This is a genomic window from Arcticibacter sp., assembly GCF_053551015.1.
This window is the reverse complement of the sequence record NZ_JBMQOB010000006.1, coordinates 26991-43115: the sequence shown is the minus strand read 5'-3', so window position 1 is coordinate 43115 and position 16125 is coordinate 26991. Positions and strand designations below refer to the sequence as shown.

Genomic DNA, 16125 nt, shown 5'->3' with positions numbered 1-16125 from the left:
GTTAAGGGCGTAAATTATTAATTGCCGTCAGGCTTAATAACACTGACTTTAGGGCTTGGCGGCCAGGAGAAAGATGAAAAGGGATCCGGTTCAGCACTGTTGAACGCAGGCATATCTACGAGATAGTTCGCGAGACTCAGTTTGTTGTCCCTGATGCTTTGAGCTACAATCTTTGCAATCTGGTAGGCTCCGTATGGATTGAAATGCGTATTGTCATTCAGGTTCTGTTCCGGATAGATGACAAAGGCGTTTTTCGACCCCTCGGAACCAAGTGCTTCATACATTTTGGTAGTTAGCGAGGTTAGATCGATAAGTGGCAGGCCCTCTTCAGAAGCTACCCTCCTTGCTGCATCAGGATAGTCGCCATGCGAATTAACCATCAAGCCTGACGGATCAAAGGACCTGCGCGCTGTAGGTGTAAGTATAACCAACTGAGCCCTCTTTGCCTTCACCTCTCGGGCAAAAAGCTTCAGTCTTTCGGTATAAGATTTATATGGACCGGCATTGGGTCCTTTTTCCTTTTCATCATTATGGCCAAACTCCACGAAGACATAATCTCCTGGTTTAATAACGCTCAATATCTTTTCCAGTCGCCTGCTGCTGATGAAGCTACCAAGAGAAAGTCCGGATTCTGCATGATTAGCGATAGCAACGCCAGGCTTGAAAAACCGGGGAATCATTTGACCCCAGGATGCCCATGGCTCCTCTTCCTGATTTACAACGGTTGAGTTTCCAGCCAGGAAAACGGTAATCTGATTGTCGACCCTCTCTATTTCGATGGTTTGAAGAGCTGTCTGCGCGCTAAACTCAAGGGTTAATTTGTCATCCCAGTCCAGCTTTGTCAGCTCCCTGGGCTTGAGACTAACCTCCTGACCTTTATTTATCTTTCTGTATTTTATGTTGACGATAAAGCTCTTTCGCAACATTTGCCCCGGGCTAGTCTTCACACCTTCCAGCATCAGCCGTCTGGATTCTGCCTTTATTGTTGTGTTCGAATGCGCTTTTTTATCTCCGAGCGTGACGGTAACCCGGTAGTTCCCTTCAGGCACTTGCACAGAAAAATAGAAAGGTTTGTCTGCTTGAGGTTTTGAATTAAAGTCGAATCCGTAACCACTTCCGGGTGAATAGACATCCTCCGGCTTTACGGCCAGGAAACCGGGTTTTGCTTTTCCGGCTCTCAGCTCATATTTCCAGGAGCGTTTTCCTGCAGGATCACTATTTTGCTGAGCGAAAGCTGGGGAAGCAACGATCAGCAGCGCGATCAGAAGCTTATTATACATATACATCTTTTTGAAAGATAATTTCATTGGGAAAGTCTTTTTTAGCATGATGACCTCTCGTTCGGTTCTGCCTTCTTCACCTCGGAGCCATTCATCCAGAACTGCATGCAGCTATCGTAGAAATTGAATGGAACTGTCGTTAATTTCATAAGGATGATTCTGAAGCAATCGAATCATTTCTGCTCCTGCAAGCAGAGCTGGACCATAGCCGTGAGCTGCATAGTTGTTAACGGGACGGTAGTAGTAAAACGCGGGATCGAATCCCATGCCTGTGCCCACGCAGGTACCTTCAACCTGTCCTTTTTCATTCACCTTTGAACTGACCGCATTCCACGCCAACAAAGCCATTGGGGCGTATGCTTTTGCATCAAGCCATCCCTTGTTTACCGCGTGGGCAATGCAATATGCATATATGGCAGTGGCAGAAGTTTCGAGGTAGGAGTCATTTCTGTCCAACAGCTGGTGCCAGAATCCTGTTCCGTGCTGCAGTGATGCCAGCGCTTTTATATGCGACCTAAATTGAGATAATACCTCCTGCCGACTCGGATGGTCTGCAGGTAGAGCATCGAGCATTTCGATCTTGGTAAGCAATGCCCAACCATTTGCCCGGGCCCAATGAAACTGGGGATGAGGATCCATGTCCTGCACCCACCCGTGCATATACAGTCCTTTTTCTTTATTGAACATCCGTCCGGAAAATAACCTGAACTGATTTATCGCTTCGTCATAGTATTTGCGTTCACCGGTTAATTTCCCCATCTGCACCAATGCGGGCAAACTCATGTACAGATCATCCAACCAAAGGGTATTCGGTTGGGGACGGTTTCTCGCGAGCGTTCCATCGGCCAGGCGGAACTCCTTGGTTACTATATAGTTGATATAATTATCAACGACAGGCCGTATATCAGACTTTAGAGAGCCCGACAGCGAAGCCTTAATCATCGCTGCGCACATCGATCCTGCATCATCAAGCGCACGTGGCTCAAGAACCGATCTTACCGGTGTTTCCGCTTTGGGAGCTTCGTTATACACTTGTCGGTAAGCAGATGCTACCTGAGCAATGAGGTCTATTCGTTTGGCCGAGTAGTCAGTGAATTTCCGGTCGCCAGTAATCTCCCCCGATAGAAGCATCCCTGAATAAGTAACACCCCACTCATAACTGATGAGCCTGAAATCGCCTTGTTTAAAAACATAATTTTGATCTGCTTTTTTAAGATCGCGGATCACCTCTCCAGACTGTTTGTTAACGAGTTCCGCTGGTGTCGCAGCATCTAAATAATGATAAATTCTATCCAACACCACTTTGATGTCCTGGATTTTCGTTTCACCATATCGTACAGGATAATCCGGTTTTAACAGGTGTAACGGCGTGGTAACATCATTCCCGGTGTGCTGGGCCTGGGCAAAGCTCACGCCGTTAAATAGAAGAATGGTGCAGGCTATTGGAAAAAATTTCATTGGTTACTTAGGTTGTATAACTGCGAACCTAAGCTAGAAAGTTTTTAAATGGTTCCTGTCCTGTGGTATCCTGCCATTTAGAAAAAATCAGCTGATCAATCCCTTTGAAACATACATGTTACATATTCTATTTCATCCCCGACTTTTTACCGGTAAAAATAGCATGATTGCGTATTCTTCCAACACCGCTCTCCGCACTCGATGTCGTTGTTTTTTGCTCGTCCGACTTGACGCCCTTGATGGTTTTATAAGACGATGAGGTTTTGTGGCTCTCTGACCAGCTTCTGGAATCGAAAGAATAAGTAAGACTAAGTCCTCCGAACAGACGCCCCTTAAGGGTATTTTGAAACAATTTGTTCGCCCATTCGCCGTCGTTATATCCTTCAATGGTCTTGTTATTATAAAGCCCCACGGTCCCTTTTAACAAAAGTCCGTTTCTTTGAATTCCCAGATGTATTGCGGCAAAGTTACTGGCTGCATAAGAGGCCTTAACATCCCCGTTCAGGATCATTTCAGTAGCTATTGCATGGTTATAAACGCCACCGGGATGGGCTCTATCGTAATCCCGCCTCCATTCACCACTACCTGTCTGGGCTGCCCCGCTTTGGGTATGGGTGCGGTTAGGTGTACCTTCATTATTGGTTTCACCGGCAAATTCCGCGTCGATGACGAAGCGAAGCCGATCAGACTTAACGATGCTGCCAAATGGTTTATTAAATACGTGCAGAAGTACTCCGTAGCGATAGTAAGTCATCCCGCTTGAAAGATCAAAGAACCGTTCATAAGGATCATCCCTCTCAGATGTGGATAAAACTGTTGCATCCGCAGATAACACCAGCGGCCCAACGTTAAGACCGATGTGTCCACCCCAGTTCCAATAGCTCGAGCTGTATTGAGGCACTGCTCCATGTGGTCCGACAAGAGCTTTTTTATCGTAACCCACTTCTCTTCTTCCATATCCAGCCACAATCCCAAACTCCGGATATATAAAGGGCTTTACTCCCCCTGCAGCTAATTTCTCGATATCTGAGAAGTAGATATCCGACTCAAGTCTTATTTCTAAACCATTCAAAACCACACGCGAGCCCTCTTGACCTATGGCTGCACCATTGATCACTTCAGGGACGAAATCAACCGGATCATATGAACTTCTGTGCTCTATATGACGGCTGCCTGCGATAATCCTCGGATTGAACAATACTGCATATCTTTTCTCGTGCGTCTCTGTGACCGAATAGTAGTTAACGACGGTTTCGCCTGCTTCCTGCAGGCTCAGGTATCCTGGGCCCGATCGTGTGACCGGTACTTCCGGAGCGGCAACTGCCAATAGAACAAGATCTGAGAAAGTTATTCCTGCGGTCTTATCCGCTCCGTAACCAAGTGACTTGAGCTTCTCTGTTCCATGGTCTTTCAGTTGTCCGAGACGTTTAGCCGAGAAATCCCCCATAGTGCTGGCTGAAAGTTCTCCTCTGCCTTCCAGCAGACGCTTAAAGAGCTTTACAGCATCCCGTTCTCCGTAGTGAAGAGAGGTCAGCATCATGAGCTCCATCGCTTTCGAATCTGCTTCACTTTTAATCTTATCAGGATCGATAACATCCGTCTCAGTCAGCAAAACCGGTCCAAGGTTCCCCGGTACGTTAGCGTCGAAAAAACTACTTCTTCTAAGCGATTGTACCACTTTGCTCCCTTTACCTTTACTTAGATCTTCTTTCAGCTGCTGAAGCAGCGCCTTTGTTTGAGGATGACGCTGCATATCCCCCTCCTGTAACCGCATGAGTTCAAACAGAGCACGTCTGTAATTTTCGTTTGCGCTTTCCTTTGACATCTGTTTGCCAGGATATGTTCTTGATCGAAACTCCGCAACGGCGGCTTTCTCAGCTTTCACTCTGTCTCCCGTTCTTAGTTGTTCCCTCCTCAATATCTCCGCCAGGGTAATGGCTCCGCCGTTGAAGTCAATCAATTCAAGATCAGGCGTTTCCCTTATTTCTCTTGTTGCCGAGGTGATCGTAATGGTATTATGTAAAGTGGTACCGTAATCACGAGCCATATACGCCTGGAACACATGTTCCTGCCATTGGCGGGCATCACTTTGTTTCGTGACAGGGTGAGCCGCTATGAGCATCCTGAGATCTCTTAGGACGAGCGGGTTTTCTGCTGTCACTACTTGCTGAGAATCCGTTCTGAAGACCAAAAACTTTCCTTTTGGCAGGCGAGTATTTACAAGCTCAAACAAGGCGACTGCACCGTTAAGACCTTGACCCGTAACATACTTAAGATCCGCATTAGAAAACACAGAGTCAACCGAAAGGCCCTTCCTCGTGTTATACCGGAGTGTATCCATCAGCAGGTCTGCAGCTTTAACGGCAGCTCCAGCCAGCCTTGAATCTGCCTTCAGGAATGTTGAGCTATGATAGCTCGAAACGGCTTCGTTGGCAGAACGCTTCAATCTGACGGTATCCTGAGGTGCTATGTAAGTGCTTTGAGCATTTAGCGCAGTAGGGTTGGCAAGTAAGAAACAAAAAAATCCGTTGATGGTAAAAATCCAATATTTTCTGAACATCGCTGATATCATAACTGTGAATAATCCATGTAGTTTCTGTGGCAAACCTACCAAACATTACACATGATTATCAGCATATTATAATAACGGGAAGTATGTTGAGAAGAATCGTGTAGATATTAAAAACGTTTGGAGATAAATTCTACTCTCATGATGATATCATCCATATAGCAGATTCATTTTTTTAAGGCAAATTCTTTTACTCCTCTACACAAATGCGAGAAAATCAGGTAACATTCTGTGAATTAGTGACATTTAGTAAGAAAAGTTCCTTTTCTTTGAAACAAACCTTCTACCAAAGTGTTAACAACGTAAATACAAAAGTTATGAAAAGCAGATACGAAGCAGGAGAAAACTTGATGAAGATGTTCCCGGACCTGAGTCAACATAATCAGCCGGAGGCTACTTATACAGCGCATGGATCATGGTATTGCACAAAAGAGCTAATTCCAGAGGATAAGCCGGCTGCTAAATTGAATCTGAACTTTAGAAAAAACAAAAAGAAGAGATCATAATCTCTTCTTTTTTCTTAGCGGTAAATACCCGATTTAAAATGCAATACATATTTTTCGTCTTCTAATGCTGGCTGCCATTGTCTGATCAGTTCCTTATAGGCTTGCCCGACTGGTCTTATTTTTCTGTCCAGATCATAGAGGCCCAGGCTATTTACCCTCCCCGCATCATCTCGTAAGGCAGAGTCCCAGTCAACCTGGTCCGTAAGACTGTACCACGTAAATCCATATATCGGAATTCCGTCTCTCTTGAGTCGTCGAACGTTTGCCCATTGCGTTTGCAACCATCGTACAGCGTTTGGCTCGGCAATATTCGTTTCCGTGTGCATAATCGGCAACTTATACCTGCTATAATATTGATGAGTAATCACATAATACCCGAATATTTCCCCTGCAGCAGAAGTGGATCCATTTTCGTGAACCATATGTTCGTTGGTCACGTAATAATCATTACCCATGACGCAACTTCCTTTGATTACACTGCTTTCAAACCATTGGTATTCTTCCTTAGTCATCCCGTTTTCAAGAAGATACTCGTACATCGACACACTGATTGGATATCCATAACTGAGGTCGAGTGATAGAAACCGCCGCTGATTCAGGAAGGTCGCGAGTTTATCGCAATCAGGTGTCTCCGGGTGGAAATACTCAGACGATTCACTTTGAACAAAAATAGCGTCAGGCTGAACGGTCAGAATCGCATTCATGGCCAGCACGTTCGCTTTACAAAGGTTCTTGAGCGCGGTAACGAACGTCCTGTCGGAGGTTCCCTTTTCATTCCACCAGCCATATTGTCCTGAAAACGCCGCCGTCACAAATATCTCATTCACGGGAGTATAAAACTGTATATATGGATAGCGTTTCGCGAATGCAAGCGCATATTCCTCAAAATGCCTCGGAAAATCTTCATTTTGGAAATTTTCAAGCCAGTCAGGCAATCCGAAATGGCACAGATCCACGATGGGCGTAATTCCAAGCTTCTTTAGATACCTGAAAGTCTCATCAACAAAGCTCCAGTTATACTGTCCTGGACCCGTATTTACACTGAAATACGGAGGACCGTACCTCAGAAACTCAATCCCCATTTCTTTTACAAGATCGAAATCTTCCTTCCAACGTTGATAATGCCCGCACTTTTCCATCTCGTCTACCCGTTTTCTGGTACCATCTGGAAGTGTGATCATGGGATAGCTGTTTTCTATCCCGGTAGCAAACATAAACTTATTCTTAACATTCATAAGCAGCTGATTATTCGGTACTAGCTAACAATCATTCACAGCATTGCGTTTTAATTTTCTCACTAAAACCATTTCTGCGCATCTGCGTTATTCTTTTAACTTCTAAGATTATGAAAGAAATACCGCCTTATTTGATGTGCTTTTCGCACTTGAGATGGGACTTTGTATATCAACGTCCGCAACATCTGCTAAGTCGCTTTGCAAACGACTGCATAGTTTATTTTTTGGAGGAGCCGCTGTTTACTGATGAACCGGAATCGACCATTCAGTTCAGCAGAAAGCTTCCCAATCTCTGGGTAGGAGTTCCTTTAATTTCAAACTCAGCAGGGACTGACGTCGACGCTGTACTTACTCAATTACTCGACAAATTCTTTGCCACCAAGAAAGTGGAAGATTTCGCCTTTTGGTACTACACTCCAATGGCTTTAAACTTCACATCCAAGTATAATCCCAAGATCACGATCTATGACTGCATGGATGAGCTTTCTGCTTTCAAAAATGCACCAGCCAAACTGAAGGATCTTGAAAAACAACTGATGAACAAAGCCGACGTTGTATTCACCGGCGGACAAGCTTTATATGAGGCTAAGAAAAATCAGCATGCAAACATCTTCCCTTTTCCAAGCAGTATCGAAAAGGAACATTTCGCAATTGCCCGGACAGGTACATTGGAACCAGAAGATCAGGCGAATATCAAAGGAGTCAAACTCGGCTTCTATGGGGTAATCGATGAACGATTTGATATCGATCTGATTAGGAACATAGCGGATGCGCGACCAGATTGGCAGCTCATTCTAATCGGTCCAGTGGTTAAGATTTCTCCTGATATTCTACCTAGAAACAAGAATATTCATTACCTCGGACAGAAGAACTATAAGGAGCTTCCGGCGTATCTATCCGGGTGGGACATTGCATTGATTCCCTTCCTTCTGAATGAATCCACCCGCTTTATCAGCCCCACAAAGACTCCCGAGTATATGAGCGCCGGCCGGCCTGTAATATCAACTCCCATAAGGGATGTTGTTCACCCTTACGGCATTAACAAACTGGTTCATATAGGCAGCTCTGCGGAAGACTTCATCAAGCATGCTGAAAAGGAGCTGGCGGAAACCGACAAGTCCGCATGGCTCGCCAAATCCGACGCCTTCCTTGCCGACAATTGCTGGGATAACACCTATGCAACCATGACCGCGAGGATCAGCAACACTGTGAAAAACAAGGGTAAGATTTCGCTCGCAAGCTAGCCCAATCCACTTTAGAAGAATCAAGTTACGATACTGTCGCACCCCTCAACGGTGCGACTTAATTTTTTTAAAATATGGAGATTTGGGGAGGAATAGAATGTACGATAAACCGCGTTGGCGACAAGTACATGGACCAGCTGGAGTATGCCGGCCACTATGATCGGGAGGGCGATCTCGATCTACTCGCGGGCTTGGGTATAAAAAAATTGCGATATCCTGTCCTTTGGGAAAGGCACCAACCTGAAAAAGATCAGACAATTGACTGGACGCTCACATCCGAACGGCTCACGCGCCTTCGGGACTTAAAGGTAGAACCAATCGTTGGACTGGTACATCATGGCAGTGGTCCTTCTTACGTAAACATCTCCGATGAATCATTCGCCACAGGACTTGCTGAGTATGCCGGCCACGTTGCGACAGCCTTCCCCTGGATCCAGTACTATACACCTGTTAATGAACCTTTAACCACAGCGAGGTTCTGTGGACTATACGGAATTTGGTATCCACATGGTTTAAATGCCCGTACATTTCTGAGGATACTGATGAACGAATGCAAAGCCACGGTACTTTCGATGCAGGCGATCCGTAAAGTTAACCCAGACGCGCGGCTCGTTCAAACCGAAGACATGGGTCGCACGCATAGCACACCAAAGCTTCGCTACCAGGCAGATTTCGAAAATCAGAGACGCTGGCTCAGCCTGGATCTTCTTTGTGGCAAAGTGGACGAAACCCATCCTTTATACCCGTATCTGTTAAAAAACGGGATAACTCCCGAAGATATTTCCTTCTTTCAGGAAAACCTTTGTCCGCCCGATGTTATCGGCATTAATCATTACCTCACCTCCGAGCGTTATCTGGATGACAGACTTCATATCTATCCGGAACATACACATGGTGGAAACGGACGACACCAGTATGCAGACGTAGAAGTTATCAGAGTAGGCTGTGCCAGACCTTACGGACCCTACCGCATCCTAAAGGAGGTATGGAATCGCTATAAAATCCCTACAGCAATAACAGAGGTTCACCTTCACTGTACGCGTGAAGAACAGATGAGGTGGTTCAATACCGTTCTTAAAGATGCACGGAGATTAAAAAAAGAAGGGGCCGATATAGTTGCTGTGACCCCTTGGGCCTTACTGGGATCATTCGGTTGGAACTGTCTTCTCAGACAAGAGTGCGGCGACTACGAGGCGGGAGTCTTTGATGTCTCTTCAGGCGTTCCAAGAGCTACAGCCTTAAGTACACTCATTTTGCAGGCCTCGAGTGGTCTGCGTCTTAAGCATCCGCTTCTCAAGCAAAAAGGATGGTGGGAGCGTGAGGCTCGAATTCTATATCACAAGACTATTCCTTTAGGAGCTGCAGGAAAAGAGACGCCTGGCCCGATATTGCTTATCATAGCTGATTCAGGCGCTATGGCAGGCACATTCTCTCGTTTGTGCGAACTGAGGAACATACCTTACCAAATAGTTAGCCGGGAACAACTCCAGTTGACAAGCAAATCCGATCTTGCTGCACTCTTACCGGGCAGGGAAATTTTGGGAATTGTGGATGCGGGCGAATTCCTGCTGTCCAACCAGGGAGCTGGATCCGGTAAGGAGGCTGACTTAAATGTGATCCGCAAGTCCAGCAATTTGGCTGCCCTTGCGAAATCCTGCAATGTCAAAATGATGACGTTCTCAAAGGATCCTTTAACTGAACATCATGTCATGCTACAGAATCCGAAAATACTGATGATTCGCACAAGTCTTTTCTCTCATGAAGAATATGAAGCGACATCCAACACGTCGTCAAGAAGGGTAAAGTGGCTTACGTTCACATCTACAGATATACGTGAACTCCTGAATTGCGCACTCGACCTTATGCAGGATGATGAGCGCGGGGTCTGGCACCTAATTAATCCAAAGCAGAACTACCACCCGGCTCTTACCGGAACAAGCGACTCAATACGGGCGCATCGTCTCTGATGGCCTGACAATATTTAATAAGAGCAGACTACAATAAACTGCCTGTGCTACTGCTGCTATCATCTTTAGATCTCATTTGCTCCGCCTGAGCATACCCTTCCGGAATGGGAGGACTCAACTTAGGCTCCTCACCCATCGGCGCACCGTGAACAAACTTGAACTCGCCCTTGCCATCTACAGACGTGCCCTGTGTCCACCTGGCTCCGGGATTAGCCGGCCTATCCAAATTGGTCGATACGAACGAATAGTTAAATTCGCCAGGCTCTTCTGCCTGCGGGAAAGTGTTGGGTATTGGATGAACACCTTTTATTCCACCGAGCTCTTCCGAAACAGCCAGCCACTGATTCTGATGCATAGTATCCCGCGCAATCAGGAAAGACAGCATATCCTTCATCCCGGGATCTTCCGTCGAATGCCATAATCTCGTAGCTAAAACTCTTCCGGTAGATTCGGCCATAACATTCGCATACATATCCGCAGCAAGGTTTCCACTCGCCACTACCCACGATCCATTGAACGGAACACCGTTAGCATCCGAGGCCATGGCTGCCAATCCGGTCGACAAGTAATGGCGTGGGTCCATTCCTCCCATAATTTCTTTTACAACAGGGTTTGCAGTGACAATATGATCAATCACTCCCCCTGATGCACCCTCCAGGTTTAACGCTACAGCAGTGCAGAGCATTTCGATGTGTGAAATTTCTTCGGTACCTGTTTCCAGGAGCATGTCCCGGTATTTCGCCGGCCCCCGGTTCCCCCAGGCCGGGAAAAGATACTGTAAGCAAACTCTGATTTCGCCCTCTATTCCGCCGATAGCCTGTTGAAGCAGTCTGGCGAACTGTGGATCTGGTTTGTCGACCCTTACGGTGTATTGGGTCCTCTTGTCGTGAAAAAACATAGTGTAGATGTTAAATGGTGAATAAATATTTTTAATAACCACCTGAACAACAACTCTATAGCGAACCGGCTTAAGGGATAAATACCCTTTCTGAAAGGAAACTACGTATCGGTCGAATCACCAGTGCGGAGGACTGTTTCTCGGGATCTTGTAAATGCATCCCGAACACAGCATCCTGACGTTAAGATCATGGATATATATTTTCTCATCTGCGCCGTGGTTCAGAATATTTGAATCTGTTAGCCCAAAGCCCTCCACAATAATCACGATCCCGCTTCCCAATACCTCCGCCTCGATACCCCTTCTTATCACTATGGCCGTATCTTCCTCTATTCCCATCCCAATACAGGTTGGATTACTGGCAATAACCTGCGCCATCCTGACAAACCTGCTCCGGTCCACGAAATGAGTATCAATGCAGACATCTTTCAGAAACTCAAGTCCCGTAGTTACCTTGATCTCACCTGCAATCTGTTGTACCCCTTTGTTCCCGGCGTAGATCATGGGGGTCGACATCGCCATAGCACCGGCACTCGTCCCTCCTACTACAAGTTGATCAGTAACATAGCGCTCTTTCAGCGTACACAAAAACGTGGTGCCCCCATATATGGAGGTGAGTTTAAGCTGATCTCCGCCACTGAAGTAAATCCCGTCGGCAGCTTTTATCCGGTCAACAATCCCGTCCCCTGATTCGTCTTTGATAATCTCCGCGCGGGTATCATGATGTATATGCCCCAGCTGACTAACTCCGAGCTCTGAAAATGCGCGTTGGTAATCCTCATAATAAGCACTCCCGTCAGCACTTCCCGTTGTAACCAGCTCAATTACCGGATCCTTCTTACCTAAAAGATCTACGAAAGCTTTCAGCACCTCCGGGTGCTTAGATTGTCCCTTTTTTTCGAGGTCCTCAGCACCCTTATCTTCGTGTCCTCCTACCAGGAATAAAGCTCCTGTCGGAACGGGAGCAGAAAATTGCTTGATCTCTTTTTTCATGTAATAGATAGAATGTAGTACTAGTTTATCTGATGCTTGTGCACAGCTGAATCCGCCTTATTCGTGATAGTGAACTGTCTGATTTCCCCACGCTCCCAGGCGTTCGCTCCTCTGACCACAGGAGGAGCAGAAATATCTTTCCGCTGCTCACGGGTTTTCGCCGTAGAAACGCCGAAACGCTTGTCACGCTCCTCTACCAGATGAGGATGTATCTGTCCGTCCTGTGATACGCTTCCATCTGCGCCTTCGGATTGCCATTATAAAAGTGAAAGCCATCCAGATACGTATTGAACCGGCTTAAAGGACTCTTGTCCTGCAGGATGTCTGCGCCTGTTTCCAGGACGCGATCCTTAGCCGTCTTTTCTCCCCCGGGCGCCTCCACTTTAGAGGGCGTATTCTGCCCTCCGCATGAGGAGAAAAATATCATGGCCAGAAAAAAGATATGTGTACTTTTCATAGTCTGCATATAAATACCCATTAACAGAGCGCGGCACCGCTTGGTTTATCATCGCAAACAAAAGAGGTATTTGTCACCTGAAGATTGCGTGAAACACATCCTCGCGGCACAAATACCTCTTTATCTGATTAGTCGGGAAAAACTAGGCCTTGAAGCGCAGGAAAGCCGCAATAGAGCTTTCCTTCGGCATCTTCTCCTGAGGAAGCACGTATACTGCGCCGCCGTTCGCCAGCGTGTTCACGATGGCCTTATTCACTAAACACTCGTCCCCATCCTGTTTCTCGGGATGAATACTCAGCTTGTTGTCCGTTTCATTGAACGTCCCCCATACATGATAATTCTCCAGTACGAACAGGTCTGATATTTGCGCATAGTAGCTAGCCGGGATAATCTTTTCTGGCATGGATGATGTCAGATCTGTCGCCACCTGGTTATAGTAGTTCAACAAAGCCTTTTTCGTCTCCTGCTTCAGGAGAGGCTCGGCAATTTTTCTCGCTCGTTCATACAAGGCATTGAGACCCTCATGATCATAATTACCGGTGATATTCTCCTCCGCAATATACTTGTACCGCGAAATCTGACGGTAATAGCCGACCATGTACTCCACGGATGACAGGATCAATGGTGCTTTTTCATTAGCCAGGACTTCTGTCCAAAGTGTCTGGTCAACTTCTTTCAGGTACTGAGAAATATACTCTTTCTCATCAGCCAGGCCGCTTCCATGTCCGTGAAAGTTCGCCTCTGCCCCCGGCGCATTGCCCCCGCCGCGGAATAGCTTTCGCTCATCTTTCTCTTCAAAGTGGATAACGTCATCCATCCCCAGCGGCAAGCCTTCCACTACCACTTTCTTCATTCCATAGCCATTCCCCTTATACAGGTTGCAGGCATCCTTACTGTATACCAAAAGATAGAAATACCCGGTATGGGTCACATAAGGCACAAGCGGGCTCAGATAGAATGAGCTATTGACATGGAGCTCCTCTTTCACTTTTACCGGAACACGGTACGCTTTGAAAAAACCATCTGCAATGAATACAGCCAAACCGTCCGAAAGCTGATACCAGAATGTCTCGTGTTTCAGCAATTCATAGGCCGGCTGCAGCAGCTGCTCGATCTCCGGCTTCTCTTTACCATTTGCGGCCAGTTGCCGCGCACATTCTTGCAAGTTATTTTTAAATACGATTAGGTCTTGCTTCTCATTAATCTCCGAACCTGATTTATGCGTTGGGAGATAAATAGAAATACAGGTCGAAGCCTTATAGTTCGTGAGTTCTGAAAATTCTTCTTTTACTAAATCTTCCATATCATCATGTTTATACAAGGCACGCAGGCCCCGTATCTGTTAAACCAATTGGCCGCGATTACTCCTGAGCGTCATCCTCGCGCCCCTTATTCACATTCCTGTTAGGATGTCTGACACTAACATTATCTGATGTCTCGTCAGGCCCTTCCATAAAACGCTCTGCCAGTTCTTCGTCTGTCTTCAGATCAGTAACTGCAAAAGCGTCTTTCAGTCCTGAACCTTCTCTTCCACTGCCGGATGGCTTTCCCTTTGGCGGCACAAACACGCCGTTTTTAGTCTTTCCCATAGTAATAGATGTTTTCATAAGCAACAAAAATTCATGGGAGCTGCTTTAATTATTTTCAATTTTCAGCCTCTTCCTCAAGGGCACATACCTTCAGGCGGAACTCCCGTTCAATTGTACGCTAATTTCCAACGGCGCAAACATCATGGGTTTTTATTCGTTTCCACTTCATCTGCTTACCTAAAAAACGTAATATGAAAAACAGTCAATATCTAAGGAAGAAAGGACTTCTATGTTAGCGATGAATTACCGGGGCCCGTTCAGGGTCCGTGTGGATCATAAGCCCTACCCGGAAATCATGCATCCGGAAGACGCCATCGTTCGCGTAACCAGATCCTGCATTTGCGGATCTGACCTCCACCTTTACCATGGCCTGGTACCCGACACCCGTGTCGGTATGACTTTTGGCCATGAGTTTATCGGTGTCGTTGAAGAAATCGGATCAGAAGTGACCAAAATAAAAGTTGGCGACACGGTCATGGTTCCCTTCAACATCGCCTGTGGTAAATGCGCTTTCTGCAAACAGGAACTTTACGGCAATTGCCACGAATCTAACCCCCAGGCTACTGCCGTGGGTGGTATATTCGGATACTCCCATACAGCAGGTGGTTATGACGGCGGACAGGCTGAGTACGTACGTGTACCCTATGCCAATGTTGGTCCTACAGTCATCCCTGAAGGCATGGATCCCGACGACGCCGTCTTATTGACAGACGTCGTACCCACCGGATATCAGGCTGCAGAAATGGCCGGAATTCAGAAAGGCGATACCGTAGTGATCTTTGGAGCCGGCCCCATCGGCATCATGGCAGCTAAATGCTCCTGGCTCTTTGGTGCAGGGAGAGTGATTGTGATCGATCACCTCGAATACCGGCTGGAGTTTGTCCGGAACTACGCCAATTGCGAAGCGTATAATTTCAAGTCGCTGGAAGATCCCGTTGTATTTATCAAGAAAACAACCGACTGGCTGGGTGCCGATGTCTGTATCGATGCGGTAGGTGGCGATGCGGCCGGTAATACCATGCAAACCATTACCGGCAGAAAGATGCTCCTGCAGGCCGGTTCCGCTACAGCACTGCACTGGGCAATTAACGCAGTAAAAAAGGGTGGTATTGTATCCATCGTGGGCGTGTATGGTCCAACAGACAATCTCGTGCCGATTGGCAACGTAGTCAACAAAGGAATTACCATCAGAGCCAACCAGGCCTCAGTGAAACGCTTGCTGCCTAGGTTAATTGAACATGTGCAGGCAGGAAGATTAAACCCGAAAGGGATTATAACCCACAGGGTACCGTTGGAGGAAGCTGCAGACGCCTATCACATCTTTTCGGCCAAACTCGATAACTGTATAAAACCGATCCTGATTCCTCCAACAGCACGAACTTAAATCCGATGATCATGGAAAACGCTTTAAAAGAAAACCATAAAGACAATGCCGGATGGGCAATTGATGCTGATCCAAAGAACGACCCCACGTATCCTATGAAGAACCGTACCAACGAAGAACATAAGGGATACACCTGGGAACGTCCTACACAACAGTTCGTAGATATCGAAGTGCTGCATTCGAATGAGCGCCCGAACATTACATCTGTTTTTGGAACATCCACTCCTCCGTCGGGGCTCAGTGGAGTCATTCGTCGGCAGGCATTCAAGTACAGCGAAAACCACTACGGTCACTGGCTGCCGCTTATTTTGGCGGACCGGATCAATGTGGTTGAAGGTATTGTAGACGACCTGAAACGCGGACACATTCCAAACGTTTTTGCCGAACGCGGATGGAACGCTGAATGGAAGTATAACCGTAAAGCGGCAGTAACCAAAATTGCCGTAGGGGTAGCACTCACGGCCCTGCTGGTCTTCAGGCTTAGCAAGAAGAACAAATAAAAAAGGCGGGGTCTACCCCCGCCTTTTTTATTGATCAACCCCATG

The 16125-nt window shown here is 46.7% G+C and carries 14 protein-coding genes; 5 read left to right on the top strand and 9 right to left on the bottom strand.

Annotated elements, in window-relative coordinates; translation table 11 throughout:
• Positions 1 to 17 precede the first annotated feature (17 nt).
• From ACO1NU_RS02365 to ACO1NU_RS02355, 3 genes are all read right to left on the bottom strand, one after another.
• Positions 18 to 1307, bottom strand: a complete 1290-nt coding sequence (locus ACO1NU_RS02365; RefSeq protein ID WP_448816849.1) for a rhamnogalacturonan acetylesterase — start codon at positions 1305 to 1307, stop codon at positions 18 to 20.
• Between the two features lie 84 nt (positions 1308 to 1391).
• On the bottom strand, positions 1392 to 2738 hold the full coding sequence (locus ACO1NU_RS02360) for a glycoside hydrolase family 88/105 protein (RefSeq protein WP_448816848.1): 1347 nt from the start codon (positions 2736 to 2738) through the stop codon (positions 1392 to 1394).
• 127 nt (positions 2739 to 2865) lie between these two features.
• Entirely contained in the window at positions 2866 to 5298 is a 2433-nt protein-coding gene (locus tag ACO1NU_RS02355) for a hypothetical protein (protein WP_448816847.1), read from the bottom strand.
• Positions 5299 to 5624: 326 nt separating this feature from the next.
• Between ACO1NU_RS02355 and ACO1NU_RS02350 the strand changes: the two genes are divergently transcribed.
• Entirely contained in the window at positions 5625 to 5813 is a 189-nt protein-coding gene (locus ACO1NU_RS02350) for a hypothetical protein (RefSeq protein ID WP_448816846.1), read from the top strand.
• A 14-nt stretch (positions 5814 to 5827) separates the two neighbouring features.
• Here ACO1NU_RS02350 and ACO1NU_RS02345 read toward each other — a convergent pair whose 3' ends face one another.
• Positions 5828 to 7048, bottom strand: a complete 1221-nt coding sequence (locus tag ACO1NU_RS02345; RefSeq protein WP_448816845.1) for a family 1 glycosylhydrolase — start codon at positions 7046 to 7048, stop codon at positions 5828 to 5830.
• A gap of 110 nt (positions 7049 to 7158) precedes the next feature.
• Between ACO1NU_RS02345 and ACO1NU_RS02340 the strand changes: the two genes are divergently transcribed.
• Together ACO1NU_RS02340 and ACO1NU_RS02335 are read left to right on the top strand one after the other, a co-directional pair.
• Positions 7159 to 8292, top strand: a complete 1134-nt coding sequence (locus tag ACO1NU_RS02340; protein WP_448816844.1) for a glycosyltransferase family 1 protein — start codon at positions 7159 to 7161, stop codon at positions 8290 to 8292.
• 74 nt (positions 8293 to 8366) lie between these two features.
• Entirely contained in the window at positions 8367 to 10259 is a 1893-nt protein-coding gene (locus ACO1NU_RS02335) for a family 1 glycosylhydrolase (RefSeq protein WP_448816843.1), read from the top strand.
• Positions 10260 to 10287: 28 nt separating this feature from the next.
• Here ACO1NU_RS02335 and ACO1NU_RS02330 read toward each other — a convergent pair whose 3' ends face one another.
• The 5 genes from ACO1NU_RS02330 to ACO1NU_RS02310 form a co-directional block, all read right to left on the bottom strand.
• Positions 10288 to 11157 (bottom strand): manganese catalase family protein, encoded by an 870-nt coding sequence (locus ACO1NU_RS02330; protein ID WP_448816842.1) that lies wholly within the window; start codon positions 11155 to 11157, stop codon positions 10288 to 10290.
• Positions 11158 to 11274: 117 nt separating this feature from the next.
• Positions 11275 to 12150, bottom strand: a complete 876-nt coding sequence (locus tag ACO1NU_RS02325; RefSeq protein WP_448816841.1) for a cyanophycinase — start codon at positions 12148 to 12150, stop codon at positions 11275 to 11277.
• 193 nt (positions 12151 to 12343) lie between these two features.
• On the bottom strand, positions 12344 to 12607 hold the full coding sequence (locus tag ACO1NU_RS02320) for a hypothetical protein (protein ID WP_448816840.1): 264 nt from the start codon (positions 12605 to 12607) through the stop codon (positions 12344 to 12346).
• A 142-nt stretch (positions 12608 to 12749) separates the two neighbouring features.
• A complete protein-coding gene (locus tag ACO1NU_RS02315; RefSeq protein ID WP_448816839.1) occupies positions 12750 to 13910 on the bottom strand; it encodes a baeRF7 domain-containing protein in 1161 nt (386 codons plus the stop codon).
• 58 nt (positions 13911 to 13968) lie between these two features.
• Positions 13969 to 14196: a hypothetical protein gene (locus ACO1NU_RS02310; RefSeq protein WP_448816838.1), complete on the bottom strand. Its 228-nt coding sequence runs from the start codon at positions 14194 to 14196 to the stop codon at positions 13969 to 13971.
• Between the two features lie 229 nt (positions 14197 to 14425).
• Between ACO1NU_RS02310 and ACO1NU_RS02305 the strand changes: the two genes are divergently transcribed.
• Together ACO1NU_RS02305 and ACO1NU_RS02300 are read left to right on the top strand one after the other, a co-directional pair.
• Positions 14426 to 15580 carry a zinc-dependent alcohol dehydrogenase gene (locus ACO1NU_RS02305; RefSeq protein WP_448816837.1) on the top strand — a complete coding sequence of 385 codons (1155 nt, stop codon included), beginning with the start codon at positions 14426 to 14428 and terminating at the stop codon, positions 15578 to 15580.
• Positions 15581 to 15591: 11 nt separating this feature from the next.
• Entirely contained in the window at positions 15592 to 16080 is a 489-nt protein-coding gene (locus tag ACO1NU_RS02300; protein ID WP_448816836.1) for a hypothetical protein, read from the top strand.
• The last annotated feature ends 45 nt before the right edge of the window (positions 16081 to 16125 follow it).

Coding starts and splice junctions, on each gene's coding strand:
- ACO1NU_RS02330 (WP_448816842.1), bottom strand. CDS start 11,157: ATGTTTTTTCACGACAAGAGGACCCAATACACCGTAAGGGTCGACAAA.
- ACO1NU_RS02325 (WP_448816841.1), bottom strand. CDS start 12,150: ATGAAAAAAGAGATCAAGCAATTTTCTGCTCCCGTTCCGACAGGAGCT.
- ACO1NU_RS02300 (WP_448816836.1), top strand. CDS start 15,592: ATGGAAAACGCTTTAAAAGAAAACCATAAAGACAATGCCGGATGGGCA.
- ACO1NU_RS02345 (WP_448816845.1), bottom strand. CDS start 7,048: ATGAATGTTAAGAATAAGTTTATGTTTGCTACCGGGATAGAAAACAGC.
- ACO1NU_RS02365 (WP_448816849.1), bottom strand. CDS start 1,307: ATGAAATTATCTTTCAAAAAGATGTATATGTATAATAAGCTTCTGATC.
- ACO1NU_RS02340 (WP_448816844.1), top strand. CDS start 7,159: ATGAAAGAAATACCGCCTTATTTGATGTGCTTTTCGCACTTGAGATGG.
- ACO1NU_RS02315 (WP_448816839.1), bottom strand. CDS start 13,910: ATGGAAGATTTAGTAAAAGAAGAATTTTCAGAACTCACGAACTATAAG.
- ACO1NU_RS02355 (WP_448816847.1), bottom strand. CDS start 5,298: ATGTTCAGAAAATATTGGATTTTTACCATCAACGGATTTTTTTGTTTC.
- ACO1NU_RS02305 (WP_448816837.1), top strand. CDS start 14,426: ATGTTAGCGATGAATTACCGGGGCCCGTTCAGGGTCCGTGTGGATCAT.
- ACO1NU_RS02320 (WP_448816840.1), bottom strand. CDS start 12,607: ATGAAAAGTACACATATCTTTTTTCTGGCCATGATATTTTTCTCCTCA.
- ACO1NU_RS02350 (WP_448816846.1), top strand. CDS start 5,625: ATGAAAAGCAGATACGAAGCAGGAGAAAACTTGATGAAGATGTTCCCG.
- ACO1NU_RS02335 (WP_448816843.1), top strand. CDS start 8,367: ATGGAGATTTGGGGAGGAATAGAATGTACGATAAACCGCGTTGGCGAC.
- ACO1NU_RS02310 (WP_448816838.1), bottom strand. CDS start 14,196: ATGGGAAAGACTAAAAACGGCGTGTTTGTGCCGCCAAAGGGAAAGCCA.
- ACO1NU_RS02360 (WP_448816848.1), bottom strand. CDS start 2,738: ATGAAATTTTTTCCAATAGCCTGCACCATTCTTCTATTTAACGGCGTG.